Here is an 18,442-nt window from a genome sequence, read left to right as displayed (position 1 = left end):
CGACCGCCCGCTTTTTCCCAGTCTAGACAGCGCGCACAGACCGGCCGCTTTCCAGTTTTGATCCCGTCCCCCCGGCCGCAAGGCCAATCCAGGAACCGTGTCGTCGTGAAACCGATTCAGAAGTCGAACAAGCTGCTCAACGTCTGCTACGACATCCGTGGCCCGGTGCTCGAGCACGCGAAGCGCCTCGAGGAAGAAGGCCACCGCATCATCAAGCTGAACATCGGCAACCTCGCGCCGTTCGGTTTCGACGCGCCGGATGAGATCATCCAGGACATGATCCGCAACCTGCCGACGTCGTCCGGCTATTCGGATTCGAAGGGCGTGTTCTCGGCGCGCAAGGCCGTGATGCACTACACGCAGGAAAAGGGCGTCGTGGGCGTCGGCCTCGACGACATCTACATCGGCAACGGCGCGTCCGAGCTGATCGTGATGGCGACCCAGGCGCTCCTGAACGACGGCGACGAAGTGCTGCTGCCCGCGCCCGACTACCCGCTGTGGACGGCGGCGGTCAGCCTGTCGGGCGGCACGCCGGTGCATTACGTCTGCGACGAGCAGAACGCGTGGATGCCCGATCTCGACGACATCCGCCGCAAGATCACGCCGAACACGAAGGCGCTCGTCGTGATCAACCCGAACAACCCGACGGGCGCGCTTTATTCGGACGAATTGCTGCTCGAACTGCTCGAGATCGCGCGCCAGCACGGCCTGATCGTGTTCGCCGACGAGGTGTACGACAAGATCGTCTACGACGGCCTCGAGCACACGGCGCTGGGTTCGCTGTCGGAGGACGTGATCACCGTCACGTTCAACAGCCTGTCGAAGAGCTATCGCTCGTGCGGCTATCGCGCGGGCTGGATGGCCGTGTCGGGCCTCGGCGGCGACAACCGCCGGCACGCGAAGGATTATCTCGAGGGGCTCGGCATCCTGTCGTCGATGCGCCTGTGCGCGAACGTGCCCGGGCAGTTCGCGATCCAGACGGCGCTCGGCGGCTACCAGAGCATCAACGAGCTGATCGTGCCGAGCGGGCGCCTGTACAAGCAGCGCGAACTCGCGTACGACATGCTCACGTCGATCCCAGGCGTGACCTGCGTGAAGCCGCAGGCCGCGCTGTACATGTTCCCGCGCCTCGACCCGAAGCTTTATCCGATCCAGAACGACCAGCAGTTCATTCTCGACCTGCTGCTCGAGGAGCGCGTATTGCTCGTACAGGGCACGGGCTTCAACTGGACGACGCCGGATCACTTCCGCGTGGTCTTCCTGCCGAACCTCGACGACCTGACCGATTCGATCAACCGGATCGCACGCTTCCTCGACGGCTACCGCAAGCGCCATTCGGCCTGAGCGGCACGGCCACAGGGACTCACTCATTCTTACTCATTCGATCACACGCAGCATGGAACCGATCAAAGTTGGCCTGTTGGGCTTCGGCACGGTGGGCAGCGGCACCTTCACGGTGCTGGGCCGCAACCAGGAAGAAATCAAGCGACGCGCGGGGCGCGGCATCGAGGTGACGCGCATTGCGGTGCGCACCCCGGCCAAGGCGCTGGCCGCGCTCGGCGGCGACGCCGGCGCCGCGCAGATCACCGACGATTTCAATTCGGTCGTCGATGATCCGTCGATCGCGATCATCGCCGAGATGATCGGCGGCACGGGCATCGCGCGCGAGCTCGTGCTGCGCGCGATCGCGAACGGCAAGCACGTCGTGACGGCCAACAAGGCGCTGCTCGCGGTGCACGGCACCGAGATCTTCGAGGCCGCGCGCGCGAAAGGCGTGATGGTCGCGTTCGAGGCGGCCGTCGCCGGCGGCATCCCGATCATCAAGGCGCTGCGCGAAGGCCTGACCGCGAACCGCATCCAGTACATCGCGGGCATCATCAACGGCACGACCAACTACATCCTGTCGGAAATGCGCGATCGCGGGCTCGACTTCGCGACCGCGCTGAAGGCGGCGCAGGAGCTCGGCTACGCGGAAGCCGATCCGACCTTCGACATCGAAGGCGTCGACGCCGCGCACAAGGCGACGATCATGAGCGCGATCGCGTTCGGCGTGCCGGTGCAGTTCGAACGCGCGTACGTCGAGGGCATCAGCAAGCTCGACGCGACCGACATCCGCTACGCGGAAGAGCTCGGCTACCGGATCAAGCTGCTCGGCATCACGCGCCGCGCCGAAAACGGCATCGAGCTGCGCGTACACCCGACGCTGATCCCGGAGAAGCGCCTGCTCGCGAACGTCGAAGGCGCGATGAACGCGGTCGTCGTGCACGGCGACGCGGTCGGCACGACGCTGTACTACGGCAAGGGCGCCGGCGCGGAGCCGACCGCATCGGCCGTGGTCGCGGATCTCGTCGACGTCACGCGCCTGCACACGGCGGACCCCGAGCATCGCGTGCCGCACCTCGCGTTCCAGCCCGACAGCCTGTCGAACACGCCGATCTTGCCGATCGAGGAAGTGACGAGCGGCTACTACCTGCGCCTGCGCGTCGCCGATCAGACCGGCGTGCTCGCCGCGATCACGCGCATCCTCGCCGAATCGGGCATCTCGATCGACGCACTGCTGCAGAAGGAGTCGGAGCAGGTCGACGGTGCGAACGGCGAAACCGACATCATCCTGATCACGCACGTCACGGTCGAGAAGAACGTGAATGCGGCGATCGCGCAGATCGAGAGCCTCGCGACGGTGGTCTCGAAGGTGACGAAGCTGCGCATGGAAGCGCTGAACTGAGCTGAGGACGACATGAACTACATCTCCACGCGCGGCGCCGGCATCGGCGAGCGCCACACGTTCTCCGACATCCTGCTCGGCGGTCTCGCGAAGGACGGCGGGCTCTACCTGCCGGCCGAGTATCCGACGGTGTCCGCCGACGAGCTCGCGCGCTGGCGCACGCTGTCGTATGCGGATCTCGCGTTCGAGATCCTGTCGAAGTTCTGCGACGACGTGCCGGCGGACGACCTGCGCGCGATCACGCGCCGCACGTACACGGCCGACGTGTACCGCAACACGCGCCATGGCGAGAACGCGTCCGACATCACGCCGCTGAAGACGCTCGGTACCGAGAACGGCGCGCCGCTCTCGCTGCTCGAACTGTCGAACGGCCCGACGCTCGCGTTCAAGGACATGGCGATGCAGTTGCTCGGCAACCTGTTCGAGTACACGCTCGCGAAGCACGGGCAGTCGCTGAACATTCTCGGCGCGACGTCCGGCGACACGGGCAGCGCGGCCGAATACGCGATGCGCGGCAAGGCCGGCGTGCGCGTGTTCATGCTGTCGCCGCACAAGAAGATGAGCGCGTTCCAGACGGCCCAGATGTTCAGCCTGCAGGATCCGAACATCTTCAACCTCGCGGTCGAAGGCGTGTTCGACGACTGCCAGGACATCGTGAAGGCCGTGTCGAACGATCACGCGTTCAAGGCGCAGCAGAAGATCGGCACGGTCAACTCGATCAACTGGGCACGCGTCGTCGCGCAGGTCGTGTATTACTTCAAGGGTTACTTCGCGGCCACCCGGTCGAATGACGAACGCGTGTCGTTCACGGTGCCGTCGGGCAACTTCGGTAATGTCTGCGCCGGCCACATCGCGCGGATGATGGGGTTGCCGATCGCGAAGCTCGTGGTCGCGACCAACGAGAACGACGTGCTCGACGAGTTCTTCCGCACGGGTGCCTATCGCGTGCGCAGCGCCGAGAACACCTATCACACGAGCAGCCCGAGCATGGACATCTCGAAGGCGTCGAACTTCGAGCGCTTCGTGTTCGACCTGCTCGGCCGCGATCCGGCGCGCGTGATGCAGCTGTTCCGCGACGTCGAGGAGAAGGGCGGCTTCGATCTCGCGGCGAGCGGCGATTTCTCGCGCGTCGCCGAGTTCGGTTTCGTGTCGGGCCGCAGCAGCCACACGGACCGCATCGCGACGATCCGCGACGTGTTCTCGCGCTACGACACGATGATCGATACGCACACCGCCGATGGCGTGAAAGTCGCGCGCGAGCATCTCGACGCGGGTGTGCCGATGGTCGTGCTCGAGACGGCGCAACCGATCAAGTTCGGCGAGACGATTCGCGAGGCACTCGATCGCGAAGCCGAGCGGCCGGCCGCATTCGACGGGCTCGAGGCGCTGCCGCAGCGTTTCGAGGTCGTGAAGGCCGACGCGCAGCAGGTGAAGGACTTCATCGCCGCTCACACGGGCGCATGACGCACGGCCGGGCCTGCGGGCCCGGTTGCGCAGGACGGCCGGAACGCCGATTCGTCGAACGGATCGGGGTTCCGGCCGTTTCGTTTGGCGGTGCCGCGCGGCTTCGACGCGCTACACCGAAACAAGTGTCAGACCGGCGTGCTCGCGCGAATCACAGTTTCCGCATGTCGGCCATATCGCGCGCCCGCGCGACGGCGTCGCTACAATGACGTATTGAATCCAACGATCCCCGATTCCATCGATGTCGAACCCGAATCCCGCGGCGCCGCGCGCGCCGATGCTGTCGACCGCCGAGGCGCTCGCCGCGCTGCTCGATGCCGCGAAGCCGTTGCCCGGCGCCGAAACCGTCGCCACGCTCGACGCGCTCGGCCGCGTGCTGACGGCCGACGTGAGCTCGCCGCTCGACGTGCCGCCGATGCATACGAGCGCGATGGACGGCTATGCGGTGCGCGTCGCCGACCTGCTGCATGGCGAGCGGCGCTTGCCGGTGTCGCAGCGCATTCCGGCCGGTCATCCGGCCGCGCCGCTCGCTGCCGGCACGGCCGCGCGGATCTTCACCGGCGCGACGGTGCCGCCCGGCGCCGACGCCGTCGTGATGCAGGAACAGACTTCGGCCGACGGCGATGCAGTCGAGATCCTGCACACGCCGAAGGCCGGTGAATGGATCACCGCGCAGGGCGCGGATATCCGGCAGGGCTCGGTGATCCTGCCCGCCGGCACGCGGCTCACGCCGCAGGCGCTCGGCCTGGCCGCGTCGGTCGGCTGCGCGCAATTGCCGGTTGCGCGGCGGATTCGCGTCGCGGTGTTCTTCACCGGCGACGAACTGACGATGCCGGGCGAGCCGCTGAAGCCCGGCGCGATCTACAACTCGAACCGGTTCACGCTGCGCGGGCTGCTGGAGCGGCTCGGCTGCCACGTGACCGACTACGGGATCGTGCCCGATTCGCTCGCCGCGACGCGCGACACGCTGCGCGAGGCGGCACGCGATCACGACGTGATCCTGACGAGCGGCGGCGTGTCGGTCGGCGACGAGGATCACGTGAAGCCGGCCGTCGAGGCCGAAGGGCGGCTCGCGCTGTGGCAGATCGCGATGAAGCCCGGCAAGCCGCTCGCGTACGGCGCGGTGCGCCGCGGCGACGATCACCCCGACGCGCACTTCATCGGACTGCCCGGCAACCCGGTGTCGAGCTTCGTCACGTTCCTGCTGTTCGTGCGGCCGTTCCTGCTGCGCCTGTCCGGCGTGCGCGACGTCGCGCCGCGCGCGCTGTCGCTGCGGGCCGACTTTTCGCAAAACAAGGGCGACCGGCGCAACGAATTCCTGCGTGCGCGCGTCAACGCGGCCGGCGGCCTCGACCTGTTCCCGAACCAGAGCTCGGCGGTGCTGACGTCGACGGTGTGGGGCGATGGCCTGATCGACAATCCGCCGCAACACGCGATCAGCGCCGGCGAGACCGTGCGTTTCATTCCGTTTTCCGAACTGCTGTCGTAACGCGACGGCTTCCCGAACCATGAAGATTCAACTGAAATTTTTTGCAAGCGTGCGCGAGGCGCTGGGTGTTGCCGACGAGCAGGCCGACGTGCCGGACAGCGTCACGACCGTGGGCGACGTGCGCGCCTGGCTGCGCGTGCGCGGCGGGGCGTGGGCCGAGACGCTCGCCGAAGGGCGCGCGCTGCGCATGGCGTGCAACCACGAGATGACCGATCCCGACACGCGGCTCACCGAAGGCTGCGAAGTCGCATTCTTTCCGCCGGTGACGGGCGGGTGAGGCGCAGGCGATGGCAACGGTACGAATCCAGACCGACGACTTCGACCTGAACGCCGAGGTCGCGGCGTTGCGTGCGCGCAACCCGAAGATCGGCGCGGTCGCGTGCTTCGTCGGCACGGTGCGCGACCTGAACGAAGGCGATTCGGTGGCCGCGATGGAGCTCGAGCACTATCCGGGGATGACCGAGAAGGCGCTCGAGAAGATTGCCGCCGAGGCCGGCCAGCGCTGGCCGGGCATCGACGTCGCGATCGTGCATCGTGTCGGCCGGCTCCTGCCGCTCGACCAGATCGTGATGGTCGCAACGGTGGCGTCGCACCGCGGCGATGCGTTCGCGTCGTGCGAGTTCGTGATGGACTACCTGAAGACCGAAGCGCCGTTCTGGAAGAAGGAAACGACGCCGGATGGCGAGCGCTGGGTCGATGCGCGCAGCACCGACGATGCCGCGCTCGCGCGCTGGGGCATCGAATCGGGGAATACACGGCGCTGAGCGTGGCGCCACGGTAATGCGGCGCGATGCCGCATGCGCGCAAGCGTCGCGCGCGCCGGCGGCCCGCCGGTGGCCCGTCACGCGTCCGGATCGCTGCTGCGCCCGATGATCTTCGTCGGAAACGGCTCGCCGCGGGCACGCGACGGCAACGCGTGCGGATCGTCACCTGCATCGCGACGGCGCGGCGCGATCGCGTCGAGCAGCGCCTGCTGCTCGGGCGGAATTTGATAGTCCCAGCCGAACCGGCTCAACTGGAGGCTCTGGGCGATCCGCAGTGCCGGCTCCATGAAGCGGATCGCCGCGGGCGGCGCGTAGCGCGCCTCGACGGTCTTCAGGAACAGCGACAGCCAGCGGCTGAAATGGGCGGGCTCGATCCCGTCGAGCGGCTGGTGCGCCTGCTGCACGTTGCCGCGATAGCCCTTGGTGCCGAGCACGAGGCTCGACCAGAACGTGACCATCTTCGGCAGGTGGTCGTCCCAGCGGCCGGCCAGCTTTGCGTCGAACACGGGCCCCAGCAGCGGATCGGCGCGGACGCGGTCGTAGAACGCGTAGACGAGATCCTGGATGTTCCCTTCGGTCGGCTCGGTGTCGCGAGGGCGGGCCGGGGCGGTATCGGGCGAGGCGGGCAGGACGGTCATGGCAAAAGGGCCGGCAGAAATAGGCAACGACAGGGGCGGCGCGGGCATCGAGTAGGACGCCGACCGAATTTTGACGCAAAATAGCGTCCAACACCCCTGAAAAACGTGTAAGTGTCACGCATCTTATTGCGCGCGCGCCATCCCGGCAACCCGGGGCCGCGGAGCAGGGCCACCAACCGACCTCGTGCGCATCCCGGTCGGCCCGGCTCACGTAATCGGGGTACGATCGATTTTTTCCGTATTCGCCCATGAGACTCACCGACTACACCGACTATTCGCTGCGCGTGATGCTGTACCTTGCCGTGCGCGGCGAGGGGCTCGCTACGATCCAGGAGATCTCGGACGCCTACGGCATCTCGAAGAACCATCTGATGAAAGTCGTGCAGCAGCTCGGCGAGCTGGGGTGGGTCGACACCGTCCGCGGTCGCAATGGCGGGCTGAGGCTGTTCCCCGAATCGTTGCAACTGACCGTCGGCCAGGTCGTGCGCGCGACCGAGAGCGATTTCGCGCTGGTCGGCTGCTTCTCGGCCGACGACGAATCGCGCGGCTGCGTGATCGAGCCGCATTGCCGGTTGAAGGGGGTGCTGGCGGCCGCGCGCGATGCGTTTTTCGCCGAACTCGACCGTCACACGCTCGGCGCACTGATCGAGCCCGCGTCGCCGCTCGCCGCGTTGCTCGGCATCCACCCGGTCGTGCGCCTGCATGCCGAGCCTTTGCCGGAAGACGCACCGGCGTCCGTCGAGCCGCCGTCGACGGCCCGCTGATACGCGCTCGCCGCGCGTCTCGCTCCGGCCGTGGCCCATTCCGGGGCCGCTTCAAGGATATCCATCGATTTTTGCGCTGAATCAACCCGAATTTCGCTTGAAAGCCGCATAACCATCCTCATCTTGGTGTTAATCGAAAATTGGAGGTCTCGACTAAATGAGAATCGACAAGCTCACCACCAAGTTCCAGGAAGCACTCGCGGACGCGCAAAGCCTCGCGGCAGGCCGCGACAATCAATACATCGAACCCGTTCACGTTCTCGCGGCGCTGGTCGCGCAGCAGGACGGTTCCGCCCGCTCGCTGATGTCGCGCGCGGGTGTTCACATTCAGGCGCTGCAAGGCGCGCTGAACGAGGCCATCTCGCGCCTGCCGCAAGTGACGGGCACGGGCGGCGACATCCAGATCGGCCGTGAACTGGCCGGGCTGCTGAACCAGGCCGACAAGGAAGCGCAGAAGCTCAACGACACGTTCATCGCGAGCGAGATGTTCCTGCTCGCCGTGTCCGACGACAAGGGCGACGCCGGCAAGCTCGCCCGCCAGCACGGCCTCACGCGCAAGGCGCTGGAAGCCGCGATCGCCGCCGTGCGCGGCGGCTCGCAGGTGCACAGCCAGGACGCGGAAAGCCAGCGCGAGGCGCTGAAGAAATACACGGTCGACCTGACCGAGCGCGCCCGTGCGGGCAAGCTCGATCCGGTGATCGGCCGCGACGACGAAATCCGCCGTTCGATCCAGATCCTGCAGCGCCGCACCAAGAACAACCCGGTGCTGATCGGCGAGCCGGGCGTCGGCAAGACGGCGATCGTCGAAGGGCTCGCGCAGCGGATCGTCAACGGCGAAGTGCCCGAGACGCTGAAGGGCAAGCGCGTGCTGTCGCTCGACATGGCCGCACTGCTCGCCGGCGCGAAGTATCGCGGCGAATTCGAGGAGCGCCTGAAGGCGGTGCTCAACGACATCGCGAAGGACGAAGGCCAGACGATCGTCTTCATCGACGAAATCCACACGATGGTCGGCGCGGGCAAGGCCGAAGGCGCGATGGATGCGGGCAACATGCTGAAGCCGGCGCTGTCGCGCGGCGAGCTGCACTGCATCGGCGCGACCACGCTCGACGAATACCGCAAGTACATCGAGAAGGATGCCGCGCTCGAGCGCCGCTTCCAGAAGGTGCTCGTCGACGAGCCGAGCGTCGAGGCGACGATCGCGATCCTGCGCGGGCTGCAGGAGAAGTACGAACTGCACCACGGTGTGGACATCACCGACCCGGCGATCGTCGCCGCGGCCGAGCTGTCGCATCGCTACATCACCGACCGTTTCCTGCCGGACAAGGCCATCGACCTGATCGACGAAGCCGCTTCGAAGATCAAGATGGAAATCGATTCGAAGCCCGAAGAAATGGACAAGCTCGATCGTCGCCTGATCCAGCTGAAGATCGAACGCGAAGCCGTGAAGAAGGAGCAGGACGAAGCGTCGCAGAAGCGCCTGCAGCTGATCGAGGAAGAGATCGAGCGTCTCGGCCGCGAGTACGCGGACCTCGAGGAAATCTGGACCGCCGAGAAGGCCGCGGTGCAGGGTAGCGCGCAGTTGAAGGAAGAGATCGAGAAGGTGCGGGCGGACATCGCGCGGCTGCAGCGTGACGGCAAGCTGGAGAAGGTGGCCGAGCTGCAGTACGGCAAGCTGCCGCAGCTCGAGGCGCAGCTGAAGCAGGTCACGCAGGCCGAAGAGCAGGAGCAGCACAACCCGACGCGCCCGCGCCTGTTGCGCACGCAGGTCGGCGCCGAGGAAATCGCGGAAGTCGTGTCGCGTTCGACCGGGATTCCGGTGTCGCGGATGATGCAGGGCGAGCGCGAGAAGCTGCTGCACATCGAGGAAAAGCTGCATGAGCGCGTGGTCGGCCAGCACGAGGCGATCAGCGCGGTGGCCGACGCGATCCGCCGTTCGCGCGCGGGTCTCGCCGATCCGAACCGTCCGTACGGCTCGTTCCTGTTCCTCGGCCCGACGGGTGTCGGCAAGACCGAGCTGTGCAAGGCGCTGGCGTCGTTCCTGTTCGATTCGGAAGAGCACCTGATCCGCATCGACATGAGCGAGTTCATGGAGAAGCACAGCGTCGCGCGGCTGATCGGCGCGCCGCCGGGCTATGTCGGCTACGAGGAGGGCGGCTACCTGACGGAAGCCGTGCGCCGCAAGCCGTACAGCGTGATCCTGCTCGACGAGATCGAGAAGGCGCATCCGGACGTGTTCAACGTGCTGCTGCAGGTGCTCGACGACGGCCGCATGACGGACGGGCAGGGGCGCACGGTCGACTTCAAGAACACCGTGATCGTGATGACGTCGAACCTCGGCTCGCAGGTCATCCAGGCGATGACGGGTGCGCCGCAGGAAGAGATCAAGGACGCCGTGTGGCTCGAGGTGAAGCAGCATTTCCGCCCCGAGTTCCTGAACCGGATCGACGACGTCGTCGTGTTCCATGCGCTCGACCGCAGCAACATCGAGTCGATCGCGAAGATCCAGCTCGCCCGCCTGCACGACCGGCTCGCGAAGCTCGACATGGCGCTCGACGTGTCGGAAGCGGCGCTCGAACAGATCGGCAAGGTCGGCTACGATCCGCTGTTCGGTGCGCGTCCGCTGAAGCGCGCGATCCAGCAGGAGATCGAGAACCCGGTCGCGAAGCTGATCCTCGCGGGCCGCTTCGGTCCGAAGGACGTGATCCCGGTCGACGTCCAGGACGGCAAGTTCGTGTTCGACCGCGTCGTTCACTGATCGCAGGGCTCCGGCCGTCGCCCGGTTCGCGCCGGGCGCACAAAAACAAACACCCCGCCTCGGCGGGGTGTTTGCTTATGGCGCGTCGCAACGACGCAGCGCGTCAGCCCTGCTTGTTGCCGCCGAACATGCCGGCGATCTGCGACAGCGAGCCGAGCACGTTCGACGGGTCGACCTGTGCCTGGCCGTCGGCCGGCACCGCACCGTCCGGCGTCGCGTGGTTGACGACGTGCGGCAGCACCTGCGCGAGGACGGTCGACGCCGTCGACGGATCGACACCGAACTTGCTCGCGAGCGCACCGATCGCGTCCGAGCCGAGCACGTTCTGCAGCGTGTCCGGCGAGATCGGCTGGTTCTGGCCGTTGCCGACCCACGAGCCGATGATGTCGCCGGCGCCGCCGGCCTTGAACTTCTCGATCAGGCCGTTCAGGCCGCCCGGCTGGTTGTTGATGAATTCGAGCGCGGTCGTGATCAGCGCGCTTTGCGAGTTGCCGCCGGCCTGGCCGCCGATCAGACCGCCAACGATGTCGAGGAGACCCATGGTTCTTCACCTTTACCGATAAGGGCGCCACACAGTGGGCGCCCGTTGAACGAATGCCGCGCGCACGCCGTCGCGCGCGCGGCGCACATCAGGCGCCCGACGCCGCGGCGGCGGAGGCTGCCTTGTCCTTCTTGCCTTTCTTCTTCGAACCCTTCGTCGCTTTTGCCGACGACGCGGCGGCCGGTGCGCTCGCACCCGCATCGGCGGATGCCGCCGCTGCGGCGGCCGCTTTTTCCTTCTTCGTCATGCGCTTGGCCTTGGCCGGCTTCGCCGTATCCGGCGCGCTTGCCGCCGGTGCCGGTGCCGGTGCGGTGGCCGTCGTGCCGGCCGTCGCGGTCGTGGACGTCGACGCCGTGCCTGCCGACGCCGTGGTCGACGTGGTGGCCGATGTCGTCGCGGCCGGCTTCGACAGCTTCACGCCCTTCGGCGGCGTCGACGCGCCGCCGATCGTCAGGCCGTTTTCCTCGAGATGCCCGACCGACTTCGTGCCGAGGCCCTTGACGCGGTTTGCGAGATCGTCCGCGTCCTTGAACGGGCCGTTCTTGGTGCGTTCGTCGATGATCGCCTTCGACTTCACGGGTCCGAGACCTTTCACGGATTCGAGCGCGGCCTGGTCAGCCGTGTTGACTTCGACGGCCGCGGCAAGGCCTGCGGCGAGCGACAGCGATAGCGCGACGAACAGCATCAGCAGCTTTTTCAGCATGGCAAAGGCTCCCTGGTTCTGACGGATGAATGGCTGTTGCAACGGACGGCGGCGTGACGCCCGGCCGGGCATCGCCGTTAAGCATAGGACAAATGCGTGCCCTTTTTAAGACAGGCTGACCGAATCTTGCTGAAGGCTTGCGACGCTGTAAAGACCGAACTCTGCGCCGGGCGGCGGTTTTGACCATTCTTTACGGTGTCGCCGGGGTGTCGCTGACGATCGTTGCACTGGCCGTTCGACAGGGCTTGACTTAGAGTGAACTCTAACTCCTAACCTTGTTGCTGCCATGTCGAACACCGTATCCCAATCTTCCTCCGCCGGCCCGCTGACGATCGGCCAGGTCGCCGAAATGACCGGCCTGTCGACGCATACGCTGCGGTACTACGAGCAGGCCGGCCTGCTGCGCGCGATTTCGCGCACGGCGGCCGGGCACCGGCTCTATGCGCCGGCCGACCTTGACTGGCTGGCCTTCGTGATGCGCCTGAAGGCGACCGGCATGCCGATCGCGCAGATGCAGGCGTTCGCGGCGCTGCGTGCGCAAGGCGAGTCGACCTTCGGTGCGCGGCGCAGCCTGCTCGTCGCACATCGCGACGCAGTGCGCGCGCATATCGCGGAGCTGCAGGCGAGCCTCGACGTGATCAGCGACAAGATCGCGTATTACGAGGCTCAGGAGCGGGATACGGCGCGACGGGCGAAACCTTCTCACTCTCCCTCGGAACAGGACGGACACAATGGAACGACTCGTTGACGACCGCTACACGCGCGGCTGGAACAAACTGAAGGAAATCGACGGCGAAGTGGGCGAACGCGTGATCGCGGCGCTCGCGCCGATCGCACCGGATTTCGGGCGGCTCCTGGTCGAGTTCGGTTTCGGCGACATCTACAGCCGGCCGCAGCTCGACCTGAAAGCGCGCGAGATCGCGACGATCGCGGCGCTGGCCGCGCTCGGCAATGCGCAGCCGCAACTCAAAGTGCATGTCGAGGCCGCGCTGAACGTCGGCTGCACGCGCGACGAGATCGTCGAGGTGTTCATGCAGATGGCCGTCTACGCGGGTTTTCCGGCCGCGCTCAACGCGCTGTTCGCCGCGCACGAAGTGTTCACGCGGCGCGATGAGGCGGCCGGTAACGCGGCAGATGCGAATGAAGCAGCCGTGCAGCCCGCATGACGAAGCACGCGCCCGCGCGTCACGCGCGGTGCGGCGCGACGATCCGGTGCTTCGCGATGCGCCGGTACAGCGTCGCGCGCGAGATGCCGAGCGCCTGCGCGGCCGCGTCGGGCCGCCAGCGATGCGCGGTGAGCGCCGCGACGATGCGGCCGCGTTCGTCGTCGGGCAGCGCGCCGGGCGACGTGCCGCCAAGCTGCGCGGCGATCTCGGCCGGCAGATCTCGCCGCGTCACGCGCGCGGCGTCGCACACCGCGCACGCATAGCGCAGCACGTTGCGCAATTGCCGCACGTTGCCGGGCCACGGATACGCGGCGAGCTGTTCGGCGAGCGTCGCATCGAGCGTCAGCACGTGGCCGGTGGCCTGCGCCTCCTCGGCGAACACGGCGGCGATCACGTCGCGCACGTCGGCACGCTCGCGCAGCGGCGGCAGTTCGAACGTCGCGCCGCTCAGCCGGTAGTAGAGATCTTCGCGGAACGTGCCCTCGGCCACCATCCGCGCGAGATCGCGGTGCGTCGCGCAAATCACGTCGAGATCGACGCGGACCGGCGTATCGCTGCCGAGCGGCACGACTTCGCCATCGGCGAGCACGCGCAACAGGCGCGTCTGCAGCGCGAGCGGCATGTCGCCGATTTCATCGAGGAACAGCGTGCCGCCGTCGGCGAGCGCGATCTTGCCGCGTGCGCCATGCTTGCGTGCGCCGGTGAACGCGCCGGCCGCATAGCCGAACAGTTCGCTCTCGATCAGCGCTTCGGGCAGCGCGCCGCAGTTGACCGCGACGAACGGCCGCGCACGCCGCGCGCCGGCATCGTGGATCGCGCGCGCGAATACTTCCTTCCCCGCACCGGTTTCGCCGAGCACGAGAATCGGCAGCCGCTTGCTTGCGACACGCAGCGCGAGTTCGGCCTGCTGCGCGATATGCGCGTCGCTGCTTTGCAGAAACGGCGTCAGTGCGCCGACGTGGCGTTGCGCGCTTCCCGGGCGGCGCGAGGCCGTGCCGGGCTCGCGGCCGGTGCGCCGTAGCGGCGCACGCAGCCGCGCATAGAGCGGCGCGCCGGTCGCGCGCAGCCGCAGCGCGACGATCGCATCGAGCCGCGCGGCATCGCGCAGCGGCATCTCGGTCGCGTCGAAGATCTCGTCGATATGGCGCGGCTCGCGCAGCGCCGGCAGTGCGTCGCGCGCCTGCCGGTTCGCGGCAATGATGTTGCCGCATTCGTCGAACGCGATCAGCCACTCGGGTTGCGCTTCGACGTAGTGACGATTCGGATGCCCGAACAGGATCCAGTGCTGCGTGGTGCTGTGCACGAAGTAGCCGTCCTCGATCAGCGCCGCGCTCTGCCGCACGAGCTGATAGACGAGACGCTGGCTGTCGCGGCCGTCGGGCGAATGAACGGCCGACGCGTCGAGCACGCCGATCAGCTCGCCGCCCGGCGAGAAGATCGGTGCCGCGCTGCAGGTGAGCGTCGTGAACGCCGCACGAAAGTGATCGGTCTTGTGCACGGTGATCGGCGCGAGATCGGTCAGCACGTTCGCGACACCGCAGGTGCCTTCCTCGCTTTCCGACCAGCATGAGCCGATGTGCAGCCCCGCATGACGGAAGTCGTTGCGGCGCTCGCGGTCGATCCGGTAGTCGATCGTCACGCCGTGCGCATCGGTCAGCATCACGCAGTAGTCGGCGACGCGGATCATGTCGTGCAGCCGCGTCAGGCACTGGCCCGACGCGCGCAGGAAGGCCTCTTCCTTGTCGCGTACTTCACGGAGCTCCGCTGCGGTCAGCACGCGCGGGCCGATCGACGAAGCGGGGTCGAGGCTGTAACGCTCCAGCGACCGCTGCCACGACGACACGAGGCGCGTGGAGTCGGCCGGCGCGGGCAGGCGTCCGGCGAGCGCGCCGAGCACGCGGTCGGCGTGCTGGGCCTGGGGGACGGCGTAGGGCATGGTCGGCTCCGGTTCCGTACGGCGGGGATGCGATGTTCTTGTAGCACATCCCGTTCGTCGGATCACATTGCATCGCAGCACGCGGCGGGCCTGAGACGTTCGTCTCACGGTATCGCGGGCTGTCTCGTGTCGTTGAGACGCGTGCGTGTGCGACAGGCGGAGATCGTCCGGTATGACGCGGCCTGCGCGGCGCCGCGCAATGGCGGGGGTTTGCGGGCAGGGCGGTGCGCTTGCACCGGCGTCGCGGCAGCCGTTTCGTCGTATCGATGCTGTGAGACGAGCGGGCCGAATGGCCGCGCGTTCCGTCCTTGCAGCAGCGATTGCGGAACCCCGGCATCCCCGTCGCTTCAGCATTCACAAGGGTTTTACGTTCATCGTATGTAGGGTGGCACGCCGCTTGCAGAGATCACGGGCAAGTCGGCGCGGTCGCGTCGACGACGATCCGCCGCCCGGCGATGGCAGCGGACGAGACAGGCAGGGCCGCGGCACGCCAACGCGCGGCGGCCGGCTAACTGGATGGAGACGAACCCGTGACGATGCCCGTTACCGTCGGCGTGATCGCGAACCCCGCATCGGGGCGCGACATCCGCCGCCTCACGACGCATGCCTCCGTCTTTCCGACGGCGGAGAAGGCGAACATGATCGTGCGCCTGCTGGCCGGCCTCGGCGCGATGGGCGTCGAGCGCGTGCTGACGCTGCGCGACCGGACGGGCATCGCGACGCTGCTGCTGCGTGCGATCGACACGCACCGTGCGGTCGCGCCGCACGAGCGCTGGCCCGACGTCGAATTCGTCGACCTGCCGATCACCGACACCGTCGCCGATACCCAGGCCGGCGCCGCGTACCTGCACCGGATGGAAGTCGCGCTGATCGTCGTGCTCGGCGGCGACGGCACCCATCGCGCGGTGGCCGCGCACTGCGGCGCGACGCCGCTCGTCGCGCTGTCCACCGGCACCAACAACGCATTTCCCGAACATCGTGAAGCCACGGTCGCCGGCGTCGCGGCAGGACTCGCCGCGACCGGCGCGGTGCCGGCCGACGTCGCGTTCACGCGCAACAAGCGGCTCGTCGTGCGCTGCGTGACGGGCGCGCAGCCGGGGCGCGAGGAGATCGCGCTCGTCGACGTGTGCGCCGCGCGGCAGCGCTTCATCGGCGCCCGCGCGATCTCGGGGTCCGACGACATCGATTCGCTGTACCTGACGTTTGCGGAGCCGGACGGGATCGGCCTGTCCGCGCTCGGCGGCGCGTGGGCGCCGCTCGAACGCAGCGCGCCGCACGGGTTGGCGATGCGCTTTGCGGCCGAAGGCATGACCGCCGGCACGCCGCTCGTCGCGCCGATTGCGCCGGGCCGCGTCGACCGCGTCGTGATGCGCAGTTGCGAGCGGCTCGAGCCGGATGCGTGGCAGACGATTCCGTTCGAGCACGGCACGCTCGCGTTCGACGGCGAGCGCGAGATCGAGGTCGCGCGCGGCGATCGCTACGAGATCTCGCTCGACTGGCGCGGGCCGCTGACGGTCGACGTCGGCCGCACGCTGCGCTATGCGTCGTCACGCCAGCTGCTGCGCGATGCCGGCGAGTGGCGCTATTGAGACACCGCTTTACCGAGTGACATTTCGGCATCCATAACGATCGACACGGAGACATCGCCATGACAGCCCCACTCGAAGGACAGGTCGCCATCGTCACGGGCGGCGCGCGCGGCATCGGCCGCGGCATTGCCCTGACGCTCGCCGGCGCGGGTGCCGACATCCTGCTGGCCGACCTGCTCGACGACGCACTCGACGCCACCGCGCGCGAGGTACGCGCGCTCGGCCGCCGGGCGGCGGTGGCGAAGGTCGACGTCACGCAGGCCGCACAGGTCGACGCAATGGTTGCGCAGGCACTCGCCGACCTCGGCCGGCTCGACATCCTCGTGAACTGCGCGGGCGTGATCAGCATTCATCCGGTCGGCGAACTGACCGAGCGCGACTGGGATTTCGTGATGGACGTGAACGCGAAGGGTACGTTCCTCGGCTGCCGGGCGGCGCTCGCGCCGCTGAAGGCGCAGGGCCGCGGCCGGATCATCAACGTCGCGTCGATTGCCGGCAAGGAAGGCTTTCCGAATCTCGCGCATTACAGCGCATCGAAATTCGCGGTCGTCGGCTTCACGAACGCGCTCGCGAAGGAGGTCGCGCGCGACGGCGTGACCGTCAACGCGATCTGCCCCGGCATCGTGCGGACCTACATGTGGGACCGGCTGTCCGACGAATGGAAGACCGACGGCGAATCGGTCGAGGAATCGTGGCAGCGGCACCAGTTGACGCTGATTCCGCAGGGTCGCGCGCAGACGCCGGAGGACATGGGCCGGCTCGCGCTGTTCTTCGCGACGATGGACAACGTGACGGGCCAGGCCGTGAACGTCGACGGCGGCTTCACGTTCCACTGACGGCCGCGGGCCGTGCAATCCGTCGCCGCGGCCCGGCCGCGGCGGCATTCGCAGTCAGACCTACCCAGGAGACACACATGACCGCTTCGACACAGCTCAGCAGGGACAAACTGCTGGACGCCTACCGGCTGATGCGCACGATCCGCGAATTCGAGGAGCGCCTGCACGTCGAATTTGCGACCGGCGAGATCCCCGGCTTCGTTCACCTGTATGCGGGCGAGGAGGCGTCCGCGGTCGGCACGATACTGCACCTCGGGCTCGCCGACTACGTTGCAACCACGCACCGCGGCCACGGCCATTGCATCGCGAAGGGCGTCGACGTGCACGGCATGATGGCCGAGATCTACGGCAAGAAGACGGGCGTCTGCCACGGCAAGGGCGGTTCGATGCACATCGCCGACCTGTCGATGGGGATGCTCGGCGCGAACGGGATCGTCGGCGCGGGCGGCCCGCTCGTCTGCGGCGCCGCGCTCGCGGCGAAGCACAGGAAGACCGGCGGCGTCGGCGTGTGCTTCTTCGGTGACGGCGCGTCGAACCAGGGCGTGATCTTCGAATCGATGAACCTCGCGTCGGTGTGGCGGCTGCCCGCGATCTTCGTGGCCGAGAACAACGGCTATGCGGAAGCGACGTCGTCGAGCTGGTCGGTCGCGACCGACAACATCGCCGATCGCGCGAACGGGTTCGGGATGCCGGGCGTGATCGTCGACGGTTTCGACTTCTTCGCGGTGCACGAAGCGCTCGGCGAAGCCGTCGAGCGCGCGCGCAACGGCGGCGGCCCGACGCTCGTCGAGGTGAAGTTCACGCGCTATTTCGGCCACTTCGAAGGCGATGCGCAAACCTATCGCGCACCGGGCGAAGTGCAGAAGCTGCGCGACGAGAAGGACTGCCTGAAGCATTTCGAAACGCGCGTCGTGCGGGCCGAAGCGCTGACGACCGCCGACCTGCGCGCGGTCGATGCGCAGGTGAAGGCGCTGATCGACGATGCAGTCGCGCAGGCCAAGGTCGCGCCGGTACCCGATGCCGCCGACCTGCTGACCGACGTCTACGTGTCGTACCCGTGAGCGCGGCCTGA

General features: G+C 67.6%; 17 protein-coding genes. 13 read left to right on the top strand and 4 right to left on the bottom strand.

Annotation, left to right across the window (positions count from 1 at the left end):
- Positions 1–105: 105 nt before the first annotated feature.
- The 6 genes from CFB41_RS09785 (at position 106) to CFB41_RS09760 (ending at position 6,442) form a co-directional block, all read left to right on the top strand.
- Entirely contained in the window at positions 106–1,344 is a 1,239-nt protein-coding gene (locus CFB41_RS09785) for a pyridoxal phosphate-dependent aminotransferase (RefSeq protein WP_089425584.1), read from the top strand.
- Between the two features lie 52 nt (positions 1,345–1,396).
- Entirely contained in the window at positions 1,397–2,725 is a 1,329-nt protein-coding gene (locus CFB41_RS09780; RefSeq protein WP_089440259.1) for a homoserine dehydrogenase, read from the top strand.
- A 12-nt stretch (positions 2,726–2,737) separates the two neighbouring features.
- Positions 2,738–4,189, top strand: a complete 1,452-nt coding sequence (gene thrC, locus CFB41_RS09775) for a threonine synthase (RefSeq protein WP_089456345.1) — start codon at positions 2,738–2,740, stop codon at positions 4,187–4,189.
- Between the two features lie 241 nt (positions 4,190–4,430).
- Entirely contained in the window at positions 4,431–5,678 is a 1,248-nt protein-coding gene (gene glp, locus CFB41_RS09770; RefSeq protein ID WP_089456344.1) for a gephyrin-like molybdotransferase Glp, read from the top strand.
- 19 nt (positions 5,679–5,697) lie between these two features.
- Positions 5,698–5,955: a molybdopterin converting factor subunit 1 gene (gene moaD, locus CFB41_RS09765; protein ID WP_011352296.1), complete on the top strand. Its 258-nt coding sequence runs from the start codon at positions 5,698–5,700 to the stop codon at positions 5,953–5,955.
- A 10-nt stretch (positions 5,956–5,965) separates the two neighbouring features.
- Positions 5,966–6,442, top strand: coding sequence for a molybdenum cofactor biosynthesis protein MoaE (locus tag CFB41_RS09760; RefSeq protein WP_089456343.1), 477 nt, complete (start codon positions 5,966–5,968; stop codon positions 6,440–6,442).
- 77 nt (positions 6,443–6,519) lie between these two features.
- Here the strand turns inward: CFB41_RS09760 and CFB41_RS09755 are convergent, their stop codons facing one another.
- The gene (locus tag CFB41_RS09755) at positions 6,520–7,080 is read right to left on the bottom strand and encodes a group III truncated hemoglobin (RefSeq protein ID WP_089456342.1); all 561 of its coding nucleotides are present in this window, start codon (positions 7,078–7,080) and stop codon (positions 6,520–6,522) included.
- 248 nt (positions 7,081–7,328) lie between these two features.
- Between CFB41_RS09755 and CFB41_RS09750 the strand changes: the two genes are divergently transcribed.
- Together CFB41_RS09750 and clpB are read left to right on the top strand one after the other, a co-directional pair.
- On the top strand, positions 7,329–7,844 hold the full coding sequence (locus tag CFB41_RS09750) for an Rrf2 family transcriptional regulator (protein WP_089456341.1): 516 nt from the start codon (positions 7,329–7,331) through the stop codon (positions 7,842–7,844).
- Positions 7,845–8,001: 157 nt separating this feature from the next.
- Complete coding sequence (gene clpB / locus CFB41_RS09745) at positions 8,002–10,599, top strand: ATP-dependent chaperone ClpB (protein WP_089440253.1); 2,598 nt, start codon at positions 8,002–8,004, stop codon at positions 10,597–10,599.
- 103 nt (positions 10,600–10,702) lie between these two features.
- On the opposite strand, the gene CFB41_RS09740 is transcribed toward clpB, so the two are convergent.
- Positions 10,703–11,140, bottom strand: coding sequence for a YidB family protein (locus CFB41_RS09740; RefSeq protein ID WP_089440252.1), 438 nt, complete (start codon positions 11,138–11,140; stop codon positions 10,703–10,705).
- Between the two features lie 88 nt (positions 11,141–11,228).
- Positions 11,229–11,843, bottom strand: a complete 615-nt coding sequence (locus tag CFB41_RS09735) for a helix-hairpin-helix domain-containing protein (protein WP_089456340.1) — start codon at positions 11,841–11,843, stop codon at positions 11,229–11,231.
- A 286-nt stretch (positions 11,844–12,129) separates the two neighbouring features.
- On the opposite strand from CFB41_RS09735, the gene CFB41_RS09730 reads away from it, so the two are divergent.
- Positions 12,130–12,591 carry a MerR family transcriptional regulator gene (locus tag CFB41_RS09730; protein WP_089440250.1) on the top strand — a complete coding sequence of 154 codons (462 nt, stop codon included), beginning with the start codon at positions 12,130–12,132 and terminating at the stop codon, positions 12,589–12,591.
- The gene (locus CFB41_RS09725) at positions 12,575–13,009 is read left to right on the top strand and encodes a carboxymuconolactone decarboxylase family protein (protein WP_089456339.1); all 435 of its coding nucleotides are present in this window, start codon (positions 12,575–12,577) and stop codon (positions 13,007–13,009) included. Before CFB41_RS09730 ends, CFB41_RS09725 begins: the two co-directional genes overlap by 17 nt.
- A 19-nt stretch (positions 13,010–13,028) precedes the next feature.
- Here the strand turns inward: CFB41_RS09725 and CFB41_RS09720 are convergent, their stop codons facing one another.
- Positions 13,029–14,945 carry a sigma-54-dependent Fis family transcriptional regulator gene (locus tag CFB41_RS09720; RefSeq protein ID WP_089456338.1) on the bottom strand — a complete coding sequence of 639 codons (1,917 nt, stop codon included), beginning with the start codon at positions 14,943–14,945 and terminating at the stop codon, positions 13,029–13,031.
- A gap of 530 nt (positions 14,946–15,475) precedes the next feature.
- On the opposite strand from CFB41_RS09720, the gene CFB41_RS09715 reads away from it, so the two are divergent.
- From CFB41_RS09715 to CFB41_RS09705, 3 genes are all read left to right on the top strand, one after another.
- Complete coding sequence (locus tag CFB41_RS09715) at positions 15,476–16,534, top strand: ATP-NAD kinase family protein (RefSeq protein WP_089456337.1); 1,059 nt, start codon at positions 15,476–15,478, stop codon at positions 16,532–16,534.
- 59 nt (positions 16,535–16,593) lie between these two features.
- The gene (locus CFB41_RS09710; RefSeq protein ID WP_089456336.1) at positions 16,594–17,370 is read left to right on the top strand and encodes an SDR family NAD(P)-dependent oxidoreductase; all 777 of its coding nucleotides are present in this window, start codon (positions 16,594–16,596) and stop codon (positions 17,368–17,370) included.
- Positions 17,371–17,447: 77 nt separating this feature from the next.
- Positions 17,448–18,431 (top strand): thiamine pyrophosphate-dependent dehydrogenase E1 component subunit alpha, encoded by a 984-nt coding sequence (locus CFB41_RS09705; protein ID WP_089456335.1) that lies wholly within the window; start codon positions 17,448–17,450, stop codon positions 18,429–18,431.
- Positions 18,432–18,442 lie beyond the last annotated feature (11 nt).

It is taken from the genome of Burkholderia sp. AU33803, assembly GCF_002223095.1.
Classification (GTDB): Bacteria; Pseudomonadota; Gammaproteobacteria; order Burkholderiales; family Burkholderiaceae; genus Burkholderia.
This window is presented reverse-complemented; position numbering and strand designations above follow the sequence as displayed.

Bases quoted from the DNA above. Each gene is read 5' to 3' on its own strand.
- CFB41_RS09780 (WP_089440259.1), top strand. From the start codon at position 1,397: ATGGAACCGATCAAAGTTGGCCTGTTGGGCTTCGGCACGGTGGGCAGC.
- thrC (WP_089456345.1), top strand. From the start codon at position 2,738: ATGAACTACATCTCCACGCGCGGCGCCGGCATCGGCGAGCGCCACACG.
- glp (WP_089456344.1), top strand. From the start codon at position 4,431: ATGTCGAACCCGAATCCCGCGGCGCCGCGCGCGCCGATGCTGTCGACC.
- moaD (WP_011352296.1), top strand. From the start codon at position 5,698: ATGAAGATTCAACTGAAATTTTTTGCAAGCGTGCGCGAGGCGCTGGGT.
- CFB41_RS09760 (WP_089456343.1), top strand. From the start codon at position 5,966: ATGGCAACGGTACGAATCCAGACCGACGACTTCGACCTGAACGCCGAG.
- CFB41_RS09755 (WP_089456342.1), bottom strand. From the start codon at position 7,080: ATGACCGTCCTGCCCGCCTCGCCCGATACCGCCCCGGCCCGCCCTCGC.
- CFB41_RS09750 (WP_089456341.1), top strand. From the start codon at position 7,329: ATGAGACTCACCGACTACACCGACTATTCGCTGCGCGTGATGCTGTAC.
- clpB (WP_089440253.1), top strand. From the start codon at position 8,002: ATGAGAATCGACAAGCTCACCACCAAGTTCCAGGAAGCACTCGCGGAC.
- CFB41_RS09740 (WP_089440252.1), bottom strand. From the start codon at position 11,140: ATGGGTCTCCTCGACATCGTTGGCGGTCTGATCGGCGGCCAGGCCGGC.
- CFB41_RS09735 (WP_089456340.1), bottom strand. From the start codon at position 11,843: ATGCTGAAAAAGCTGCTGATGCTGTTCGTCGCGCTATCGCTGTCGCTC.
- CFB41_RS09730 (WP_089440250.1), top strand. From the start codon at position 12,130: ATGTCGAACACCGTATCCCAATCTTCCTCCGCCGGCCCGCTGACGATC.
- CFB41_RS09725 (WP_089456339.1), top strand. From the start codon at position 12,575: ATGGAACGACTCGTTGACGACCGCTACACGCGCGGCTGGAACAAACTG.
- CFB41_RS09720 (WP_089456338.1), bottom strand. From the start codon at position 14,945: ATGCCCTACGCCGTCCCCCAGGCCCAGCACGCCGACCGCGTGCTCGGC.
- CFB41_RS09710 (WP_089456336.1), top strand. From the start codon at position 16,594: ATGACAGCCCCACTCGAAGGACAGGTCGCCATCGTCACGGGCGGCGCG.
- CFB41_RS09705 (WP_089456335.1), top strand. From the start codon at position 17,448: ATGACCGCTTCGACACAGCTCAGCAGGGACAAACTGCTGGACGCCTAC.